Origin of the sequence: Poseidonibacter parvus, from assembly GCF_001956695.1 — a bacterium.
GTDB classification, from domain to species: Bacteria; Campylobacterota; Campylobacteria; order Campylobacterales; family Arcobacteraceae; genus Poseidonibacter; species Poseidonibacter parvus.
This window is the reverse complement of sequence record NZ_CP019070.1, coordinates 2,738,320-2,760,673: the sequence shown is the minus strand read 5'-3', so window position 1 is coordinate 2,760,673 and position 22,354 is coordinate 2,738,320. Positions and strand designations below refer to the sequence as shown.

Here is a 22,354-nt window from a genome sequence, read left to right as displayed (position 1 = left end):
ATGATTTTTATAGCACTTTTTGGATTTATTGCTTTTGTAGTTATTTCATTAAATATGTATGACAATTATAACTTACAGAAAATAGAAGATTATATTAAAAAAGAAAAATGTGAAAGTTTTATTTATACAAAAGGTTCATATAAAGCACTTTGCCAGGACAAGTTATTGCAAATAGCTAATAGTTTTAATCTTGATATAAAAACACAAAAAAAAGAGCTTGTTTATAAAGAAATAAAAGATATCTCTATAGACAAAAAAAGTATAATTATAAATAAAAAAGAAAAAGTCTCTTTTTCAAAAGAAGAAGAGTTAAATACATTTTATAGAAATTTAAAACAAAAATTAAACAAATAGGATTAGAGTAGATAATGAAAGAATTAATTGATTTTATTAAGTCAAAAGATATAGAAAAAACAAACTTTTTTACACAGTTAAAGTGTACAAAAGAAGAAGCAATATTATTACAGTTTATTACAAAAGAGTACGTTCAAGGTAGAGATAGCTTAGTAGTTATTGATGTTTTATCAAAGTTTTACGATGTAGAAAAGTTTATGCATTTAGAAAAGCTTGATTTAATCAAGTCCCTTTTAGAGTTTGGATGGTTAGTTCAAATCTCATTTGACCAAATTAAATTAAATGAAATATCAAAATTAGAGCTGTTAAATTCAAGTGTATCTTTATCAAGTTCATATTTAAAATTATTAGAAAATGGTTCAAATGATTTTATCCTTCCTGAAATAAAAAACTATTCAGACCATCTAGAGTATTTACAAGATCAGTTTTTCAAAATAGATTTAGCTCAGCAATTAAATGTTGTGAAAAAAAACTTTCATGTAAATAGCCCAAGTTCTAATAGATTAAAATCAAAGTTAGTATTACTTGAAAATAGAATTAAAGAAAGAATAAAAGTTACAAACAATTCAATAATGCTTGAAGACTTTTTTAAAGAGAATGATTTAAAAGAACAAGAACAAACACTATTCTTGGCACTTTTAAAAGAAGAATACTCAGGTGGTGATGGTTCAATTAGAGATATGAATGCTTTAATTGAATTAATTTCAAGTGATGATTATGAAAAAATAAAATATAGGTCTTTACTTGAAGAAAGTTCAAACTTAGTATCAAACTCACTTGTAGATTATGATGAGGTTTTAACAGCATTTGGAGGAATAAATAGAAACTTTTATATTCCAGATGAAGTTTTATATAAAATTTCACATCCTACAAAGAAAAACTCAAGAGGTCCAAAAATTAAGCTTGATTCTATTATCAAAGAGCAAGATACTTTTGAGTTAATTAGTACAACAAAAACTTTAGAAGATGTAGTTTTAAATGATAAAACAAAAGAGACTTTAAATGCACTTTTAAAACAAGTTGATAAAGATGTAATGAATAGATTAAAACAGTGGGGAATAAAAGATAAAAAGAAAGGTATTGAAGCGAAGATTATCTTTTATGGAGTTGCTGGAACTGGTAAAACATTAACTGCCTTATCAATGGCGAAATCTTTGAAAAAAGATGTACTTAGCTTTGATTGTTCAAAAATTCTTTCTATGTATGTAGGTGAGAGTGAAAAAAATGTAAGAAGTATTTTTGATAAATATTATGAACTAAGAGATCAAACAAAATCAGACCCAGTTTTACTTTTAGATGAAGCTGACCAATTTTTAAGTTCTAGAACTTCTGGTGCTGGAAGTGGTAGTGATAAAATGCATAACCAAATTCAAAATATCTTCTTAGAACAAATTGAAAAGTTCGATGGAATATTAATTGCAACAACAAACTTACTTGAAAACTTAGATAAAGCCTTTTCAAGAAGATTTAACTATAAAATTGAGTTTATGAAACCTAATAAAAAACAAAGATTAGCTCTTTGGAAAAAACTACTTCCTTCAAATCTTCCACTAAGTAAAGATTTTGATTTAGAAGAATTGACTTCTTATGAGCTAACAGGTGGTCAAATCGAGCTTGTTATTAAAAATACTGCATATAAAATTGCAGTTAGTTCTGAACCTATTTTTACTGTTGAAGATTTCAAAGAACAAATAAGTAAAGAGAAAAAAGGTCAGTTTGATAGTGAAAATAAAGTAGGTTTCTTTTAAAAAAAACAATAAAACATTTACACACTCTAAATAATATTAGAGTGTTTCTTTTTGTACCATCTCAAAATCTATCCTAAGAAAAAACTTAAAAACTAAGCTTACTTTTAAAAGCTTAGTTTATCATTTGTCTAAATTACAGTAAGTGGCTATTTATCACTAATTCGATAAAATAAAAGCATTATAAAAGAAACTATTTTAGTTTTTAAAGGATATATGAAATGACACATATGGATTTTGCCCATCCTTATTTCGGTGCATTTGTGATGTTTGTAGTAACATTCACAGCATTCGGCGCTACAGTATGGCTTTCAAGGTATGTTAGTAGAAAAATTGCTAGACTAGATACTGAAAAATTAAAGACTACATTATACGAATGTGGACCAGAAGTTACAAAACAACCAAATACAATATCAACACAATTTTATTTAGTAGCCTTACTATTTATTCTATTTGATGTGGAAATAATTTTCATGTTTCCTTGGGCAGTTAACTTTAAGTTATTAGGATGGTTTGGATTTGTAGAAATGTTACTATTTATCACACTCTTATCAATTGGATTTTTATATGCATGGAAAAAAGGAGCCCTTGAATGGCACAGCATAAAGTAAATTATTTACAAGATGGTGGCGCACCAATTAAATTAACTACTATAGATAAGTTAGTTAATTTTGGTCGTTCTAACTCATTATGGCCAATGACTTATGGATTAGCATGTTGTGCTATCGAGATGATGGCAACTGGTGCATCTAGATATGACTTCGATAGATTTGGTACAATTTTTAGAGCAAGTCCAAGACAATCTGATGTATTAATTATTGCAGGAACTCTTACAAAAAAACACGCAGAGTTTATGAGAAGGTTATATGACCAAATGCCAGATCCTAAATGGGTTATTTCAATGGGGTCATGTGCAAACACTGGTGGAATGTTTAATACTTACGCAACAGTTCAAGGTGCAGATAGAATTATTCCTGTTGATATTTATCTTCCAGGTTGTGCTCCACGACCTGAAACTTTGCAATATGCACTTATGACACTTCAAAGAAAAATTAGAAAAGAGTCAATTTTTAGAGCTCATAAGAAAAAAAGGTTGGTGTAATGAGAAAATATACGCCAAAAGACGATGTTCAAAGAAAAGCTCCTTTTTCAGATAGATTTTTTGTATCTCCTAGTGTTCCAAGAACTGATATTGATGATGATGAAATCTTTTCAAAAGATTATGAAAAATTTTGTTCAAAATTTAATGTATTAGATGCTTTTATAGAACATACTCATTTAGTAATTCATATTGATAAAAATGATATTGTTGAAGTTATGACTTTTCTAAGTGAAGAATTAGAATACGATATGCTAATTGAAATGTCGGCAATTGATTACTTAAGTGCAAGAAGTGGTTATGAATTGTTTTATGAAATGCTTTCACTTTCAAAACATAAAAGATTAAGAATCAAATGTTTCTTAGACAAAAACGATGCGGTTGAATCTATTACTTCTATTTTTGATTCTGCTAATTGGAGTGAAAGAGAAATGTATGATATGTTAGGTGTAAAAGTTTTAAATCACCCTAATATGAAAAGATTAATCATGCCAGATGATTGGTATGACCATCCTTTAAGAAAAACTTATCCACTTCAAGGTGATGAGGCAGCTTCATGGTATGAAGTTGATAAAATTTTTGGAAAAGAAGCTAGAGATATAATTGGACCAGAGCAAAGAGATCCAGCTGCAATTGATAGATATGATACTGAACGATTTGCAAGACTTGGTCATGAAGTTCCTTTCCAAACTGATATTACTGAGTTTGAACCTGAAACTTCAATTCAATATCAAGAAGATGATACATCAAAAATTATGAAAACTTTAAAACCTGAAGAATCAGTTGTTTTAAAAAGAAGAAGGTAGAAAAATGCAACAACCTAATAGATTAAAACCTTTCTTTGAAAATATTAACTTCGAGCGTGAAGATAATACTATGATGGTAAACTTTGGACCACAGCATCCATCTGCCCACGGTCAACTTAGACTAATTTTAGAGCTTCAAGGTGAAGAAGTAGTAAAATCAAGACCAATGATTGGATACCTTCACAGAGGTATGGAAAAAATGGCTGAGAATATGATTTATAATGAATTCTTACCAACAACAGATAGAATGGATTATATAGCTGCAACTTCAAATAACTACGGATATGCACTTGCAATTGAAAAACTTCTAGGAATAGAGGCTCCACGTAGAGCTGAAATTATTAGAACAATGCTTTTAGAATTAAATAGAATTACTTCACATCTTTTCTGGTTAGCAACACATGCACTTGATGTTGGTGCTATGTCTATGTTCTTATACTGTTTTAGGGAAAGAGAATACGCAATGGACTTAATTGAAGACTATTGTGGTGCAAGATTAACTCATAGTGCTGTTAGAATTGGTGGAGTTCCTTTAGACTTACCATCAAACTGGATTGATGACTGTATGTCATTTTTAGAAATTTTAGAAACAGAAATTAAAAAATATGAAGGTCTTTTAACAGAAAATAGAATCTGGAAAATGAGACTAGAAAATGTAGGTATTATTACTCAAAAGATGGCAAAATCTTGGGGATGTTCAGGAATTGCATTAAGAGGAAGTGGGATCAAATGGGATTTAAGAAAAGAAATGCCTTACGGTATTTATGATGAATTAGATTTTGATGTTCCTATTGCACATACATGTGATTCTTATGGAAGATATAAAATTTGTATACAAGAGATGTATGAATCTTCAAAAATATTAAAACAATTAGTTCCGATGTATAAAGACAGTGAATCTCAACTTATGGCTCATGCACCAAACTATATTTCAGCTCCAAAAGAGCAAATTATGACTCAAAACTATTCTTTAATGCAACACTTTGTACTTGTAACTCAAGGTATGAGACCACCAAAAGGTGAAGTATATGTTGCAACTGAATCACCAAAAGGTGAGCTTGGATATTTTGTTGTAAGTGATGGAACACCTTATGCATATAGAATGAAAATAAGAACACCAAGTTTTCAACATACTGCACTTTTAGAAGAGATACTTGTAGGATTACAATTAGCTGATGTTGTTACATTAATCGGAAACTTAAACATAGTTTTCGGTGAGATTGATAGGTAAGGGAAAGCACAATGAAAAGATTTGATTTAAGACATTTAAAAAATGATTTTTATGACAGAATGCTTGAGCTACTTGATAAGCAAATAAGTGATGGTGAAACTGCAATTATTATATTTGAAATTGGAGATTTTGAAAATGTTCAAAAATCTGCTGATGTTGTATATGAGAATGGTTATACATTAATGAACTCAATTAAATTTACAGAAGTTGATTGGACACTAGTTATTAAAAAAGTAAAACCAGAACCAAGAGCTGTTGAAGAAGATGAAACTGCAAAAGAGGAAGGAAAGTAATGAGTAAGAAAGAACTAATTTCTAAAAGTGATTTTATTCTTTGTCTTGGGACTATGCTTTCAAATAATAAAGAAGAAGTAAGAAATTCAATAATTGAATCAATTGCAAAAACAAACGCACAGTTTATTTATATGCATCCTATTGATAATATTGATTTAAAACTTTATTATACGCAATTTATAAAATATGAAGTAGGTAGCGAAGAAGGAATTTTAGCCTTATTACTTGATACTTTTGTAAAGCAATCAAATGAGCAAATCCAAAAATATATTAATGATTTAGACCTAGGTTATATCTCAGCTGAAAGTTCAGCAGGAGAAGAAGAGTTTGAAGAAGCTTATGAAAATTCTTTAAACGCAAAAGTAAAAACATTAATTATAGGTGATGATTTAATTGAACATCCAAGAGTAGAAAATATTATAAAGTTAATTTGCGTAATTAAAAAATTTACTGACTTTAATATAATTGTATTAGACGAAAAATTTGAAGAAAAAATAAATTCATGTAATAATTTAGATTTAGAAGAAGTTGAAGATTTAAAATCTTTTGATGGAACTATTGTTTATAGGCTTATTGAAGATGAATCAACACAAGATTTAATTGCAAGCCAATCTTTTGCAAGAATTGCAAAAGTTGCAAATAACGATAAAGTATATTTAAATTACAAAAACTCAAAAGTGTTAAAAACTATTAAAATTGATGAAAAACTACAAGGAACAATTGCAATTGCTAAAATAACAGATTGTGATGAAGAAATATTTAAAGATTATAGATACAAACAAGTAAAAATACAAAAGGTTGATGAATAATGAGTGATATGATTACATTAACAATTGATGGTAAACAAATTGAAGCTAAAGATGGTGAATCAATCTTAAATGTAGCACGTGCAAATGATGTATTTGTTCCTGCTGTATGTTATTTAACAAGATGTTCTCCAACACTAGCTTGTAGATTATGTTTAGTTGAAGCTGATGGAAAACAAGTATACGGATGTAATACAAAAGTAAAAGCTGATATGGAAGTTGTAACAGAAACTGAGAATATTGCAAAAGAAAGACGTGCAATAATGGAAGTTTATGATGTTAATCATCCATTACAATGTGGTGTTTGTGACCAAAGTGGTGAGTGTGAGTTACAAAACTACTCTTTATATATGAAAGTTGATTCTCAAAGTTATAGTATAAGAGACGTTCATAGACCAACTGCTCATTGGGGAGTTATGAATTACGACCCTGGACTTTGTATTGTATGTGAAAGATGTGTAACTGTATGTAAAGATATGGTTGGATCAAATGCACTTAGTACTGTAAAAAGACCTTCTGATGCAATTGAAAAAACATTTAAATCAGAGATGCCAAAAGATGCATACGCAATGTGGAATAAACTTAATAAGTCACTTATTGGTTATGATGCTGATGCCTGTACTGACTGTGGTGAGTGTATCGCAGCCTGTCCTGTGGGTGCTTTAGTTTCACATGATTTCCAGTATACTTCAAACTCTTGGGAACTTAAAAAAATTCCAGCAGCAAACTCTCATTCAAGTGACTGTGCTTATATTTATTATGAAATCAAACAAGATTCAATTGATAATCACGAAACAAAAAGAATTTATAGAGTTACAAATGAACCTCATTATTCTACATTAAATGGTGCAGGAAGATTTGCTTATGATTTTGATAATAAAGTACAAACAAAAGATACAACTGCATTTATAAATGCAATTGAAGCTTTCCAAAAAGCAAAAAATATTAAATTTAATTCATTTATTACAAATGAAGAAGCTTTACTTTTACAAAAAATTGCAGATAAAACTGGAGCAAAACTAGTAAATGAAGATGCAAGATTATATCAAGAGTTTTTAACTAACTATTCTAGTACTGCAGGAACTTCTTTATACTCTTCAACACTAACAGCTGTTCATGATTCAAATTTTGTAATTTCTGTTGGTTCATATTTAAAATCTGATTTACCAAATGCAAGATATGCTCTTAATAACTCAGTTATTATGAACAAAGGTGCAGCTTTATACTTCCATCCAATTGCAGATCCAGTAATGGAGAAAATTGGTAAAAAAGGTAAAACTACTGAGTTTATTTACCATGATGCATTAGCTCAAGAATCAATTTTATATTTTATTCTTTATAAATTTGGTAAAGATTTACCAGAAGCTACAAAAAACTATTTAGCTTCTTTGACTGAAACTAGAACTAAAACTGTTACTGAAACAATTAAAGAAAAAGTTGTTGAAATTGTAAAGAATGAAGAAACAGGTGAAGAAAAAGAAGTTTCTAAAATGGTTCCTAAAAAAGTATCTAAAGAAGTTGAGTTTGAATATATTTCACTTTTAGAAGATTTTGGAAAAGATGAAACATTTGTTGAGTTAATTGATACAATGCTAGCTAAAAAAGATACTTACTCTTTAATGGTTGGTGAAGATTTAATCACACATCCAAATGCAGTAAACTTAGCAAAACTTTGTGGTTTAATTACTAAGTATACAGAATTTGAAGTAGTTATTATTCCAACTTCTACAAATACTTTAGGTGTATCACAAATCTGTACATTATCTAAGCAAGAAGAAGGCTTTACAGTTGGATATAACGAAGCAGCAGATTTCCAATTATCAGCATTAGGTGATGGAGATTTAGATATTCCAGCACTTAATCAGCAAGAAGGTACTTTTACAAATATTGATAAAAAAATCATTCCTACAAATGCAGCAGTAGCTTTTAAAGGTTATGCTTTAAATAATATTGCAAATATGATTTTAGATGTTGATGTTGAATATACAATTGAATATACATCACAACTTCCAGTATCAAAAGGTTATAAAGAAGTAGAATTTGATGACTTACCAAACATGTTTGGGAATGACAGAGTTGAATATAGAGGTTATGATTTAACTGCCTGTACATTAGAGTCAAACGATGAAGTAAAAGAAATATCTCTTAAAAAACTTGAAACAAAAGATAATGAAGTTGTAATATACAAAGCAAACCCAATTAATCAATTTAATGAATTTACAGCAATGTCACATGAATTTAAAGATGATTTACAAGCAGGGATTTTCTTCTCAAAAGCACAATTTGAAAGTTTAGAATTACAAGTTGGTGATAAAGTAAAAGTTACTGCTAATAATCAAACTTTAGAATTAAACGCGTATACAGATATTCAAATTACAGGTGAAATTGCTTATGTATCAACGTTTGATAAAAACTCAAGCTCAAAAGCATTATTTGATACATTCAGATATAACACAGCTGTTATAGAAAAGGTGTAATATGGAAACAAGTATTATAATAGAAACAATTATCAAAGTAATAGTAGTTTTAACAGTATTTTCTGCCCTTGCAGGATTTACAACATATATTGAAAGAAAAATATTAGCATTTATGCAAAGAAGATTAGGTCCAACAAACGTTGGTCCTTATGGTCTTTTACAAATTGCAGCTGATGGTATTAAACTTTTTACAAAAGAAGATTTTATTCCAGCAAATGCAAATAAACCTATCTTTATGATTGCACCAATCATCACAGCAGCAACAGCATTTATTTCAATGAGTGCTATTCCATTCTTCCCAGAATTTGAGATGTTTGGATATACAGTAAGACCAATTATAAGTGATATTAATGTTGGGGTTTTATTTGTACTATCTGTTGGTGGTGTTGGACTTTATGGACCATTATTAGGTGGTATGAGTTCTGCAAATAAATGGGCACTACTTGGAGGTGCAAGAACTGCAATACAACTTTTATCTTATGAAGTAGTGTCAGGTCTTTCACTTTTAGCGCCTTTAATGATGGTTGGAAGTTTATCTTTAATTGATATTAATAACTATCAAGCAGGTGGAATATCAAACTGGATTGTTTGGTCTCAACCATTAGCGTTTATTTTATTTGTTATTGCAGGATTTGCTGAAACAAATAGAACACCATTTGATTTACTTGAGCATGAAGCCGAATTAGTTGCAGGTTATGCAACTGAGTATTCTGGTATGAGATGGGGTATGTTCTTTATTGGTGAGTATGCAGCATTATTTACAATTGCTTTCTTAACTGCACTAATTTTCTTAGGTGGATTTGAGCCATTATGGTTTATTCCAGGTGGTTTAGCTATTGTATTAAAAGTTATGTTCTTAATTTTCCTTTTCCTTTGGACAAGAGCATCATGGCCACATATTAGACCAGATCAATTAATGTGGTTATGTTGGAAAATATTAATGCCATTAGCTTTACTAAATATTTTAGTAACTGCTATTGTGATAATGATTTAGGGAGATAATTATGGGATTTGAAGAATTTAAAAATAGAAATATATCAGAAGATTATGTTGTAGTTCAAGAAGATAATTATCCTAAAACATCTTGGGATGCATTTAAACAAGTAGTAACAAGATCTGTAAAAGGTGAACTTTTTACAGGTTTAAAAATTACTTTCAAAATGATGACAGGTGCTTTATTTAATAAAGAAATGGCAACAGTTCAGTATCCAAAAGAAAAACTACCAATAGGTCCAAGATATAGAGCAGTACATAAATTACTTGTACTTTTAGAATCAGGTGAAGAGAGATGTATTGGTTGTGGTTTATGTGAAAAAATTTGTATTGCAAATTGTATTAGAATGGAAACTAGAGTTGATGAAAACTCAAGAAAAGAAGTTTTAGAATATACAATTAATATGGGTAGATGTATTTTCTGTGGTTACTGTGCAGAAGTTTGTCCAGAGTTAGCAATTGTTCATGGTGGAAGATATGAAAACTCATCAGAGCAAAGAGCACACTTCTCACTAAAAGAAGATATTTTAACACCATTTGATCAATTAAATCAACAAACTGAGTTTGCTGGTTTTGGTTCAGTATCACCAGATGCTGATGAAAAAATTAAAAAAACACCATTGTCGTACTAAGGAGTATAGATGTTTGAAATAGTAGCTTTTTGTCTGTTTTCAGTTTTAACTATAACTATGTTTAGTATTACAGTGTTAACAAACAATGCATTATACGCGCTAAGTTCATTAGCAGCAGGAATGATTTTTATATCTGCATTTTTCTTTTTATTAAATGCTGACTTTTTAGGAGCTGTACAAATTGTTGTTTATACAGGTGCTGTTATGTCTTTATACGCATTTGGGATGATGTTTTTTGATTCATTATCAGAAGTAAAAGAAAAAGTTAAAAATCCAAGATTAGTTTTTCTTTTATCAGGAATGGTAGCTTTAATTGTTGTAGTTATTTTTATATCTCCAGTTTTAGGTGAGAATATTGAAGCAAATATCCCTGTTAATCCAAGTTATGGAAATACAGTAGATGTTGGTTTAGTATTATTTACTAAATACTTGGTTCCTTTTGAAGTTGCCGCAATTATGTTACTTATTGCAATGATAGGTGGAATTGTATTAGCAGGAAAGAAAATGGAAGTTTCATATTCGGATATGACTGAAGATAAAATCGATGCATATATAAAAGAACAAGAAGAATTAGAAGCTTCAAAAAAGGATGTTAAATGACACTTAATGCTTATTTAATACTATCAACACTGTTATTTTGTATAGGTTTAGTTGGAGTAATAAGAAGAAAGAATGTTTTAATGCTTTTTTTCTCAACTGAAATTATGTTAAACGCAGTAAACGTTGGACTTGCAGCAATTTCTAAATTCCATGGAGATTTAGCAGGGCAAATGTTTGCATTCTTTATTATTGCAGTTGCTGCAAGTGAAGTTGCTATTGGTTTAGGTCTTTTAATTCTTTGGTATAAGAGAACTGGTTCTATTAACTTAGATGAAATTGCAAGAATGAAGGGGTAAGGATGGAAAAATACGTATATATAGCACTTTTTGCCCCATTAGTTGGATCACTAGTAGCTGCATTATTCTCAATGAGAGGAAAAATTGCCTTTACAGGATGGTTTACATCTTTTATGTTAGCAGTTTCAATGTTTGCATCTTTAAACTTACTTTCGTTTGTTTACTCAACAGATACTGTTATTAATGTAACTTTGTTTGACTGGATACAAGCAGGTAATTTAAATATTCCTTTTGGTTTTGTAGTTGATCATGTAAGTGTAGTAATGATGTCTGTTGTAACTGTTGTTTCAACAATGGTTCATATTCATTCAATTGGTTATATGGAACATGACGATGGATTTAATAGGTATTTCTCGTACCTTTCTGCTTTTGTGTTCTCAATGCTTGTACTTGTAATGAGTGACAACTTTGCTGTTTTATTTATTGGATGGGAAGGTGTTGGAGTTTGTTCATGGCTATTGATTGGTTTTTGGTATAAAAAAGAATCTGCATCTTGGGCTGCAAATGAAGCGTTTATTATGAATAGAGTAGGAGACTTAGGTCTTTTACTTGGTATGTTCTTGATTTACTGGAACTTAGGTTCTTTACAATATTCTGTTGTATTTGATACTATTGGAACTTTAGAATATAGCACGATTGCTTGGATTGGTGTGTTATTATTTGTAGGAGCAATGGGTAAATCAGCTCAGTTCCCACTTCATACATGGCTTGCAGATGCAATGGAAGGTCCTACACCTGTATCTGCCTTAATTCATGCTGCTACTATGGTAACAGCTGGTGTTTACTTAGTTGTAAGATCAAATGAATTATATGCACTAGTTCCTGAAGTTGGATATGGTATTGCTTGTCTTGGTGCATTTGTTGCAATATTTGCAGCATCAATGGCACTTGTTCATAATGATATGAAAAGAATTATTGCTTATTCAACATTATCACAATTAGGATATATGTTTGTTGCTGCTGGTCTAGGAGCTTATTGGGTTGCATTATTCCATTTAGCAACTCATGCCTTCTTTAAATCAGTATTGTTCTTAGGTGCTGGTAATGTTATGCATGCTATGAATGATGAACTTGATATTAGAAAAATGGGTGGTTTACACTCTAAGATGAAATCTACTTCAATTATTATGGCAATTGCTTCATTAGCTCTTGCTGGTATTTTCCCATTAGCTGGTTTCTTCTCAAAAGATAAGATTTTGGAAGCTGCTTTTAATGCCGAATCTTATGGTTTATGGATTGTTTTATGGATAACAGCGGGGTTAACTGCTTTTTATTCATTTAGACTTGTAATGAAAGTGTTCCATGGAGAGCAAAATTATTCAAGCGAAGAATATCATCCTCATGAAGCAAAAGGATTTGTAATAGCAGCAATGATTCCATTAGCTATTTTAGCAGTAATTGCTGGATGGTTTGAGCATGGATTTATTGATTTTGTAACAAAAACTTTACCAACATGGGAAGCTAATAATATGGCTCACTCTACTGCTTGGATTTTAATCTTAGTAACAAGTGCTATTGCAATTGGTGGAATTGTGTATGCTGTAGTTAAATATAAAAATGGTGGCTTCTCAAAAGAATGGGAAGAAAAAGGTATTTATAAACTTTTATCAAACCAATATTATGTTCCACAGTTTTATGAAAACTTTGTTACTAAACCATATTACAAACTTTCTGTTTGGGTATTTGATGTTATTGAAACAAAAATAATTGATAATACAATTGAAAGAATTGCAAGCTCAATTTATAAATTGGGTGAAAAAGCAAGAGTTATTCAATCAGGAAACTTATCATCATCGCTTAGACTAATGGTTTTAGGACTTATTTTAGGATTAGTTCTTGCCTTAGTATTATCATTATTTGGAGGGGCTAAATAAATGGAAAATATTTTATCTATGCTGATATTTTTCCCAGCAGCCGCAGCTACTGTAGGATTTATGATTCATAAAGATTCTATGCGTCAGTTTGGTGTTGTTGTTACAATTGTTGAGTTTGTATTAGCTTTATTATTATGGAATGAATTTGATTCAAGTGTTGCACAAATGCAATTTGTTCAAACATTACCACTGATTAGCTCTTACGGAATTAATTATGTTGTTGGAGTTGATGGTGTTTCATTATTCTTAATTATTATGATTACATTTATGACAATGATTGCAGTAATTGGACTTACAGAAAAAAGAGCAGTTAAAAATTTAATTATTACAATTCTTTACCTTGAAATGACTATGGTTGGAGTTTTTGTATCGCTGGATTTAATTATGTTCTATATTTTTTGGGAATTAACACTAATTCCTATGTTTTATATTATTGGATTTTGGGGAGCTGAAAAAAGATTTAAAGCGGCTATTAAATTCTTCTTATATACATTTATAGGTTCATTAATCATGCTTATTGGTATGTTATATTTTGGATATATTTATCACGAAACAACTGGAGTATGGAGCTTTAATTTACTTGATTGGTATAGTGTTGTTTTACCATTTGATGTTCAATTATGGCTATTTATTGCTTTCTTCTTTGGATTTGCTGTAAAAGTACCTATGTTTCCTTTCCATACTTGGTTACCACTTGCACACAGTCAAGCACCAACTATTGGATCTATCGTATTAGCAGCGGTATTATTAAAAATGGAAACTTATGGATTTATTAGATTCTCACTTCCATTATTTCCAGATGCAAGTGTTTATTTTATGCCATTTATGGCAACACTTGGAATCATTGCCATTATCTATACAGCAATGGTTGCATATGCGCAAGAAGATATGAAACAAATGATTGCTTACTCTTCAATTTCTCACATGGGTGTAATTATTCTTGGAGTATTTGCTTTAAATGCTGAAGGTATAAGTGGAGCAGTATTCTTAATGATTGGGCATGGTGTTGTATCAGGGGCACTATTCATGAGTGTTGGAGTTTTATACGATAGAAGAAAAACTAAGATGATAAAAGAGTTTGGTGGATTAGCTAAGAATATGCCAATGTTTGCATTAGTTTATGCAGTTGTTTTAATGGCTTCTATTGGATTACCTTTAACAGTTGGATTTATTGGTGAGTTTTTATCCCTACTTGGATTCTTTAAAGTATCTCCATTCTTAACATTTATTGCATCTTTAACAATTGTTTTAAGTGCGGTTTATATGTTATCTATGTACAAAAGAACATTCTTTGGAGAATTACTTAAAAAAGAAAACAAAGATATGAAAGATATTCATGGACGTGAACTTTTAGCTTTAGGTTCTTTAGTATTTTTAATTATATCTTTAGGTGTTTATCCAAAAGTTATCTTAGAACCACTTGATGTTTCAGTTCAAAAAGTAATTAAAATAATGGATGTTAAATCTGTTGAACAAAAAACAAAAGATAGATTACGTGAACTAAATACAATAGGGGAGGTTAAATAATGGAACCTATTTCAATTAACATAGCTTCTTTAAACCTAGGAACATTAGCACCAATGCTAATAGCAATTATTGGTGCTATTAGTATTTTATTAACTGACCTTTTTAATAAAGAAAAACATAAATCTTTATATGTAATTTTAGTAGTACTATTTTTAGTATTTGATCTATTTACGCTTCTTGCTTTCAATGGAAGTCCTGATGGAATGTTTGATTTAATCATGCTTGATGGAATTGCAATATTATCTCAATGTATTATCATTGGTGGTGCAATACTATTTATTTTTCTTTCATTATCAAATTTAAGATTCCAAGAATTTAGATACGCAGAATTCTTTGCACTTTATTTATTTGCAGTTGCTGGATTCCAATTTATGGTAAGTTCTGATTCTTTAATTTTAATTTTCTTAGGATTAGAAACAGCATCATTATCTTTATATGTAATGATTGCAATGCATAATAAAATGACATCAATTGAAGCATCTGTTAAGTACTTTACAATGGGTGCATTAGCAGCAGGATTCTTTGCCTTTGGTTCGATGATTTTTTATGCACTTACAGGAAGTTTAGATTTATCACAAATTTCTGCAATTATTGTTCAAGAAAACTTCTTATCAAGTGAAAACTATGCAAACTATGTATTTGTTTTAACTGGATTTGTATTTATGTTTGCAGCCTTAGGATTTAAATTATCATTATTCCCATATCACGTATGGGTTCCTGATGTTTATAGAGGTTCAACTTCTGCAATGGCAGGATTCTTATCAGTTGTTCCAAAAATGGCAGGTTTTGTAGTTGCTATTAGATTCTTTGAAGTGTTTATTGCAAGTGATGATATTATTATTAAAACTATGCTTTACACTACAATTGTCTTAACAATTACAGTTCCAAACTTAATAGCACTGCATCAAACAGATATAAAAAGAATGCTAGCATACTCTTCTATTTCAAATGCAGGTATGGCAATGGCTGCTGTTTATATAGGAACTACACAAGCTACAACAGCATTATTTTTATATTGGATTTTATTTACAATTACTAACTTTGGTGCTTTTGGTATGTTATGGTTAAATAGAGGTAAAGAATCAAAAGATTATGAATCACCATATACTTTTGAGAAATATTCTGGATTAGTACAAATTTCACCATTTGCAGCTTCTATTCTTGCAATGTTCCTTTTTGCACTTACAGGACTTCCTCCATTTGCATTATTCTGGGGAAAAATGTATTTAGTAGCTAGTTCAGTAAATGCAGGACAAATTGCACTAGCTGTTATTATTGTACTTAACTCTGCAATTGCTGCTTATTACTATTTAAGACCAATTTCTTATATGTTCTTAAAAGACCCAATTGAAGGTGCAAATGATAAATTTATGCAAAATGCTACAACACCTATGAAATCTGTTATTGGTATTTGTGTATTTTTAGCAATTATCTCAGTATTAACAATTGAACCATTATTAGAAATGATAAATTACTACGTTACAAACGCAGGATTTTAAATAAATATTCTAAGCATTTACTAAAATGCTTAGAATTATTGTAAAATTAATTTATGAAAAAAATATTTATTAATTTTATACTCTCTTTTTCTTTTCTTTTTTCAAACTCTTTAAATCTCACACAAAATGATATTGTGATTTTAAAAAAATTAAAATCTCTTACAGATGATAAAATGATGAAGTATTCACTAATGGCAATAGCAATAAAAGAATCCTCTCTAGGGAAATATGTAATAAACTCAAAAAGTGAAGATTATGGACTCTTTCAAGCAAATATCAAAACCGTTTTAAGCCGTCAAAAAGTAAAAGACAATTCATATAATAGAAGTATTTATGCTCAAAAACTAATAAACGATGTAGGTTTTGCTACAGCAAATGCAATTATAGAATTAAAATACTGGAAGAAAGTACATAAAGACAATTGGTTTAAAACATGGTCAAGTTATAATACTGGTTGGAATTATAATAGTAAAACAGGAATTAAATATTCAGAAAAAGTATTTGAACTTATTAAAAAACTTAAACTTGAATATAAACTATAAACTCTCACATAACCAAAGCATAAACCACAACCTGATACAATCACAGTAATAAATTTTAAGGACACGATATTGAAAACTATAAGTGTTGCACACTCTCCGGATGCTGATGATATATTTATGTACTATGCAATCAAGTTTGGTTGGGTAAGACCTAAAGATGCAAATTTTACAAATATTGCAGATGATATTGAAACATTAAATCAAGCTACTTTAAAAGGTGAATATGACATTTGTGCAATTTCTTTTGCTTTATATCCTTTTGTAAAAGATGATTATGCATTACTTAAAACTGCAGTTTCTTTTGGCGAAGGTTATGGACCAAAATTAATTAAGAAAAAAGGTACTAGACTTAAAAAGAATTTTAAAGTAGCTCTTAGCGGTGAATTTACTACTAATGGTTTACTATTTAAAATCGCGTATCCAGAAGCTAGAATAACATATATGAACTTCTTAGAAATTGAACAAGCTGTAATTGATGGAACAGTTGATGCAGGTGTTTTAATTCATGAATCAATTTTAAACTTCAGTGAGCAACTTGAAGTAGAAAAAGAATTATGGGATGTTTGGGTTGAGTTAAGTGGAGGAGATTTACCATTACCTTTAGGTGGAATGTGTATTAGACGTTCAATTCCTCTTCATAGTGCAATTGATTATGAAAACACTTTAATAAAAGCAGTTGATGTTGCAAATAAAAATAGAAAAGTACTAGCTCCAATGTTAATAGATGAAGGTCTTATTCGAGTTGATGCTAAGACTTTAGATACATACTTAGACCTTTATGCAAATGATAACTCAGTAGAATTAAGTGATATTCAATATAAAGCATTAGACAAACTTTTTGAACTTGGGCATAAGCACGGTTTTTATGAAAACTTAGTGAAATCACAAGAGTTTTTAATACCAAGTGAATATGAAGAATTAAGAGCAAAATAAATAGTAATGGAAAACTACTTTAAAGAAATTGATTTTTCTAGATACTCATCACTTAAAATTGGTCCCAAGGCTGAAGTTTTAGTGATAAATAAAATTGATGACTATAAAGATTATCAAATTATGGGACGATGTAATAATACACTTGTAGGTCCTAATCATCCGAAATTCGCAATATTAGGTGAAGAGTTTGATTATATAAGACAAGAGGGCGATTTACTTTATGTTGGATGTGCAACAACATCAGGTAAACTTCTAACATATACAAGAAATAATGATATTGCAGATTTAGAGTTTCTAGCAAAACTTCCAGGAAATATGGGTGGTTTGGTTAAAATGAATGCAGGTTTAAAATCTTGGGAAGTTTTTAATTATGTTCATTCAATAAAAACAAAAGATGGTTATATCAAAAAAGAAGATATAGACTATTCATATAGACATACAAAAATAGATACAATAGTTTATGAAGTAGTGTTTAATATAACACATGGCTTTTCAAAAGATATGTTAAAACAATTTAATAAAATGAGAGACAATCAACCACATATGCCAAGTGCAGGTTCATGTTTTGTAAACCCAGATAATGATTTTGCTGGAAGATTAATAGAAGAAATTGGTTTAAAAGGGCTTGCAAAAGGTGATATGTCTTTTTCATCACAGCATGCAAACTTTTTGGTTAATAATGGTAAAGGTACATATGAAGATGCCCTATATTTAATCAATCTAGCAAAGAGTAAAATAAAACAGCAATTTAATATAGATATAAAAGTTGAAATCATAATTTATTAGTAATATTAATTAATTTATGTTAGAATGCAAAAATTCAAAATAATATAAGGTTTTTTTTAGTGAAGAATTTAGTAATAGTAGAGTCACCTGCGAAAGCAAAAACAATATCAAAATTTTTAGGAAGCGATTACGTTGTAATGGCATCAATGGGACATGTAAGAGATTTACCAAAGTCAAAACTTGGATTTGATCCAGCAGATAACTTCAAACCTAAATATTTAATTTCTACTGATAAAAAGAAAGTCATCACTGATTTAAAAAAACATATTAATAAAGATACTACAATCTACCTAGCGGCCGATGAGGATAGGGAAGGGGAAGCAATTGCTTGGCATTTAATTCCTGCTTTAAAAATCGAAAATAACCCTATTAAAAGAATTGTATTTCATGAGATTACTAAAGATGCAATTTTAAAAGCCTTAGAAAACCCAAGAGAAGTTGATCAGCATTTAGTAGATGCGCAACAAGCAAGAAGAATTCTTGATCGTGCTGTTGGATATGAACTTTCACCATTATTATGGAGAAAAGTAAGATATGGTTTATCTGCAGGGCGTGTTCAGTCTGTTGCTGTTAAAATTATTGTTGATAGAGAAAATGAAATTAAAGAGTTTAAACCAGAAGAGTACTGGAAAATTAAATCTGAATTTTCTGATCCTGAATTAAAATCAGAACTAGCAAAAATAAATGGCAAAAATACAAAAGTTACGAATGAAGCACAAGCTAAAGAGATTGAAGCTTCTATAAAACTTGGAAATTTTTTATTAAATGATATTGAAGAAAAAGATTCAAAAAGAAATCCAGCAGCTCCATTTACAACTTCTACATTACAACAAGAAGCTTCTAGAAAACTTGGATATTCAGTTAAGCAAACAATGATTATTGCTCAACAACTTTATGAAGGAAATGTAGGAAATATTCCAGGTCATACAGGTGGTTTAATCACTTATATGAGAACAGATTCACTTAATCTTTCTAAAGTTGCAACTAGTGCTGCAAAACAAGTAATTGAATCTGAATATGGAAAAGAGTATTCATTATCTAAGCCAAGAGCATATAAGTCAAAAGCAAAAGGAGCACAAGAAGCTCACGAAGCAATCAGACCTGTTGATTTAAGTTTAAAACCAAGCGATATAAAAGCATTTGTTGATAATTCACAATACAAACTTTATAGTCTTATTTGGAAAAGAACACTTGCTACTCAAATGGCTCCTGCGCAAATTGCAAATACAACATATAAAATTCAAGCTGGAAAAGATAAAGAGTTTGAATTCCAAACTAAGGGTCAAAGAATTATCTTCCCAGGGTTTATGAAAGCTTATACAGAAGGAAGTGATAATCCAGAAGGTGCACTTGATAGTACTGAAAAGATTTTACCAACTATTAAAGTTGGAACTGTTTTAAACTTAGAAAAATTAGATTTAGAGCAATTATTTACTAAACCACCTGCAAGATATACAGAAGCTTCTTTAGTTAAAAAGTTAGAAAGTGAAGGAATTGGACGACCTTCTACTTATGCTCCAACTATTTCAACAATTCAACAAAGAGAATATGTTGTAAAAACTGAAGATAAAAAATTAGCCCCAACACCAACTGGTGAAATTGTTAATAGCTTTTTAGCAGACCATTTCTCAGATGTAATAAATCTCGGGTTTACAGCAAAAATTGAAGAAGAATTCGATGATATTGCTGAAGGTAAAATTGCTTGGGAACAAGTAATGCAAGAGTTTTATGGTGGCTTTAAAAAGACTATCGAAGAAAAAGAAGAAACTGTAAATAAAGAAGATTATTTACAAATTAGAGAAATAGGAACTGACCCAAAATCTGGAAAACCTATGAGTGCAAGAGTTGGAAGATTTGGTCCTTTTGTTCAAATTGGAACTAAAGATGATGAAGAAAAACCACAATTTGTTGCAATTCCAAAGCATTTAAATATGGATACTATTACTATGGAAGAAGCGTTATTTCTATTCACACTTCCAAGAGTTGTAGGACAAAATAAAGATGGCGAAGATATTAAAGCAAATATTGGGAGATTTGGACCATATTTACAAGTTAAAAGTGCATACTTCTCATTAAAAGAAGATGATCCTTATACAATTGAGTTGCCACGTGCATTAGAAGTAATTCAAGAAATAACAGAAGCAAAAGCAAAAGCTACAATAAAAGTATTTGAAAAAGAAAAAATACATGTACTAATTGGAAGATATGGACCTTATATTAAGCAAGGTAGAAAAAACTTTAAAATTCCAAAAGGTATGGAAGCAGAAGATTTAACTCTAGAGCAATGTGAAGAAATTATTGCAAAAGACCCAAAATCAAAAGGTAGTAAAAAAGAGCCTGTTAAAAAAACAGCAGCAAAGAAACCAGCTGCTAAAAAGACAACAGCAAAAAAAGCGCCAGCAAAGAAAACTACTACTAAAAAAGCACCTGCTAAGAAAACTGCTACAAAAAAGCCAGCCGCTAAAAAATAATGAAAATAGGAATTCTCTCTGATAGTCACTTCAAAAGTGACTATACTAAAGAAGTAATTGATTTACTAAAAGAAAAAGGTTGTCAGTATTTAATTCATGCAGGTGATTTATGTATTGAAAAAAATCTTGAACTTTTAGTTGAATCAAAATTACCTTATGTAAGCGTTTTTGGAAATAATGATATGAATTTAGTTGCTGTTTCTAATAAATATGTTATTAAGCAAGAACCATATTATTTCAAAATAAAAGATATTACATTTAAATTAATGCATATGCCATATCACTTAAGTCCTGATTCAAATATAGTAATTTTTGGACATACTCATATATTTGAATGTGAGTATAAAAATAATACACTATTTATAAATCCAGGAGAAGTATGTGCTAGAGAAAAGCCTCATATTGAGTGTGCACTACTTGAAATTAATGAAAATGAGTATATAATCTCACACTATTTTAAAGATATAAATAAAAACAATTATGAGAAAGAAGAGTATAAATATGAGCGATAAATTCGAAAAAACTGATGAAATTTTTTTATGTGCAATATGTAACGCAGAAAGTGGTACTTGTAATGAAGACTGTAAATTCTGTACACAAAGTGTTAGATACAAAGCAGATATTCAAAGATATAAATTAAAAGAAATTGAGCAAATTGTAAAAGAAGCAAGAATTGCTAGAGAAAATGGAGCTGTTGGTTTTTGTTTAGTAACAGCGGGACTTGGATTAACGGATAAGAAAACAAAGTTTATTGCACAAGCTGCAAAGGCTGTAAAAGCTGAAAACTTAGGATTAAGATTAATTGCATGTAATGGAACAGCTTCTGTTGAGCAATTAAAAGAATTAAAAGCTGCAGGTGTTGATAATTATAACCACAACTTAGAAACTTCAAGAGATTTTTATCCATCAATTTGTACTACGCATCCTTGGGATGATAGATATCAAACATGTTTAAATGTTAAAGAAGCTGGGCTTCAACTTGTTTGTGGTGGAATCTTTGGAATGGGTGAAACGCAAGAAGATAGAATTTCTATGATCAAATCAATCGCATCATTAGATCCTATGAATGTGCCTTTAAATTTTTTCCATCCAAATGAAGCTTTACCAATTGTTGAAAACACAATCTCAAGAGAAGAAGCTTTTGATTTAATTACATTAGCAAGAGAAATGATTCCAAATGCTCATAAAATTATGGTTGCAGGTGGAAGAGAGTTAATGTTTGGTGATGAACAGTATGAAATCTTCAATAGAGGTGCTAATGCCTTTGTTATTGGTGATTATTTAACAACTGCTGGTAAAACTCCAAAAGATGATGTTGCTGCATTGGAAGCTCAAGGCTTTAAAATTGCTAAGCATGTAGTAAAAATGGCAGAAGAGAAGTAGGTATTAA

General features: G+C 29.9%; 22 protein-coding genes. All 22 read left to right on the top strand.

All coding sequences use genetic code 11. From position 1 onward, the window contains the following. The 22 genes from LPB137_RS13420 to LPB137_RS13315 all read left to right on the top strand — a co-directional run bounded on the left by LPB137_RS13420 (position 1) and on the right by LPB137_RS13315 (position 22,347). Entirely contained in the window at positions 1–354 is a 354-nt protein-coding gene (locus LPB137_RS13420; RefSeq protein ID WP_083657276.1) for a hypothetical protein, read from the top strand. A gap of 14 nt (positions 355–368) precedes the next feature. After that, positions 369–2,102 carry an ATP-binding protein gene (locus LPB137_RS13415; RefSeq protein ID WP_076088925.1) on the top strand — a complete coding sequence of 578 codons (1,734 nt, stop codon included), beginning with the start codon at positions 369–371 and terminating at the stop codon, positions 2,100–2,102. Positions 2,103–2,320: 218 nt separating this feature from the next. Then, positions 2,321–2,710, top strand: coding sequence for an NAD(P)H-quinone oxidoreductase subunit 3 (locus LPB137_RS13410; protein WP_076088923.1), 390 nt, complete (start codon positions 2,321–2,323; stop codon positions 2,708–2,710). Further along, on the top strand, positions 2,692–3,201 hold the full coding sequence (locus LPB137_RS13405) for a NuoB/complex I 20 kDa subunit family protein (protein WP_076088921.1): 510 nt from the start codon (positions 2,692–2,694) through the stop codon (positions 3,199–3,201). Before LPB137_RS13410 ends, LPB137_RS13405 begins: the two co-directional genes overlap by 19 nt. Further along, positions 3,201–4,004, top strand: a complete 804-nt coding sequence (locus LPB137_RS13400; protein ID WP_076088919.1) for an NADH-quinone oxidoreductase subunit C — start codon at positions 3,201–3,203, stop codon at positions 4,002–4,004. The genes LPB137_RS13405 and LPB137_RS13400 overlap by 1 nt, the downstream gene beginning before the upstream one ends. A gap of 4 nt (positions 4,005–4,008) precedes the next feature. Continuing rightward, the gene (gene nuoD / locus LPB137_RS13395) at positions 4,009–5,235 is read left to right on the top strand and encodes an NADH dehydrogenase (quinone) subunit D (protein WP_076088917.1); all 1,227 of its coding nucleotides are present in this window, start codon (positions 4,009–4,011) and stop codon (positions 5,233–5,235) included. Positions 5,236–5,246: 11 nt separating this feature from the next. Further along, positions 5,247–5,528 carry an NADH-ubiquinone oxidoreductase subunit E family protein gene (locus LPB137_RS13390; protein WP_076088915.1) on the top strand — a complete coding sequence of 94 codons (282 nt, stop codon included), beginning with the start codon at positions 5,247–5,249 and terminating at the stop codon, positions 5,526–5,528. After that, positions 5,528–6,337, top strand: coding sequence for a hypothetical protein (locus LPB137_RS13385; RefSeq protein WP_076088913.1), 810 nt, complete (start codon positions 5,528–5,530; stop codon positions 6,335–6,337). The genes LPB137_RS13390 and LPB137_RS13385 overlap by 1 nt, the downstream gene beginning before the upstream one ends. Next, positions 6,337–8,811, top strand: a complete 2,475-nt coding sequence (locus tag LPB137_RS13380) for an NADH-quinone oxidoreductase subunit G (protein WP_076088911.1) — start codon at positions 6,337–6,339, stop codon at positions 8,809–8,811. The genes LPB137_RS13385 and LPB137_RS13380 overlap by 1 nt, the downstream gene beginning before the upstream one ends. 1 nt (position 8,812) lies before the next feature. Continuing rightward, positions 8,813–9,805: an NADH-quinone oxidoreductase subunit NuoH gene (nuoH, locus tag LPB137_RS13375; protein ID WP_076088909.1), complete on the top strand. Its 993-nt coding sequence runs from the start codon at positions 8,813–8,815 to the stop codon at positions 9,803–9,805. A 10-nt stretch (positions 9,806–9,815) separates the two neighbouring features. Then, on the top strand, positions 9,816–10,436 hold the full coding sequence (nuoI, locus tag LPB137_RS13370) for an NADH-quinone oxidoreductase subunit NuoI (RefSeq protein WP_076088907.1): 621 nt from the start codon (positions 9,816–9,818) through the stop codon (positions 10,434–10,436). Between the two features lie 9 nt (positions 10,437–10,445). After that, positions 10,446–11,036, top strand: coding sequence for an NADH-quinone oxidoreductase subunit J (locus LPB137_RS13365; RefSeq protein ID WP_076088905.1), 591 nt, complete (start codon positions 10,446–10,448; stop codon positions 11,034–11,036). Beyond that, complete coding sequence (gene nuoK, locus LPB137_RS13360; protein ID WP_076088903.1) at positions 11,033–11,332, top strand: NADH-quinone oxidoreductase subunit NuoK; 300 nt, start codon at positions 11,033–11,035, stop codon at positions 11,330–11,332. The genes LPB137_RS13365 and nuoK overlap by 4 nt, the downstream gene beginning before the upstream one ends. Positions 11,333–11,334: 2 nt before the next feature. Beyond that, positions 11,335–13,206 (top strand): NADH-quinone oxidoreductase subunit L, encoded by a 1,872-nt coding sequence (nuoL, locus tag LPB137_RS13355; RefSeq protein WP_076088901.1) that lies wholly within the window; start codon positions 11,335–11,337, stop codon positions 13,204–13,206. After that, a complete protein-coding gene (locus tag LPB137_RS13350; RefSeq protein ID WP_076088899.1) occupies positions 13,207–14,733 on the top strand; it encodes an NADH-quinone oxidoreductase subunit M in 1,527 nt (508 codons plus the stop codon). Then, positions 14,730–16,232: an NADH-quinone oxidoreductase subunit NuoN gene (nuoN, locus tag LPB137_RS13345; protein WP_076088897.1), complete on the top strand. Its 1,503-nt coding sequence runs from the start codon at positions 14,730–14,732 to the stop codon at positions 16,230–16,232. The genes LPB137_RS13350 and nuoN overlap by 4 nt, the downstream gene beginning before the upstream one ends. A 53-nt stretch (positions 16,233–16,285) precedes the next feature. Then, complete coding sequence (locus tag LPB137_RS13340; RefSeq protein WP_076088895.1) at positions 16,286–16,774, top strand: transglycosylase SLT domain-containing protein; 489 nt, start codon at positions 16,286–16,288, stop codon at positions 16,772–16,774. 66 nt (positions 16,775–16,840) lie between these two features. Next, entirely contained in the window at positions 16,841–17,707 is an 867-nt protein-coding gene (locus LPB137_RS13335) for a menaquinone biosynthesis family protein (RefSeq protein WP_076088893.1), read from the top strand. Between the two features lie 6 nt (positions 17,708–17,713). Continuing rightward, entirely contained in the window at positions 17,714–18,493 is a 780-nt protein-coding gene (locus LPB137_RS13330) for a UDP-N-acetylmuramate dehydrogenase (protein ID WP_076088891.1), read from the top strand. Positions 18,494–18,552: 59 nt separating this feature from the next. After that, positions 18,553–20,964 carry a type I DNA topoisomerase gene (gene topA, locus LPB137_RS13325; protein ID WP_076088889.1) on the top strand — a complete coding sequence of 804 codons (2,412 nt, stop codon included), beginning with the start codon at positions 18,553–18,555 and terminating at the stop codon, positions 20,962–20,964. Further along, complete coding sequence (locus LPB137_RS13320; RefSeq protein ID WP_076088887.1) at positions 20,964–21,476, top strand: metallophosphoesterase family protein; 513 nt, start codon at positions 20,964–20,966, stop codon at positions 21,474–21,476. The genes topA and LPB137_RS13320 overlap by 1 nt, the downstream gene beginning before the upstream one ends. After that, positions 21,466–22,347: a biotin synthase gene (locus LPB137_RS13315; RefSeq protein WP_076088885.1), complete on the top strand. Its 882-nt coding sequence runs from the start codon at positions 21,466–21,468 to the stop codon at positions 22,345–22,347. Before LPB137_RS13320 ends, LPB137_RS13315 begins: the two co-directional genes overlap by 11 nt. The last annotated feature ends 7 nt before the right edge of the window (positions 22,348–22,354 follow it).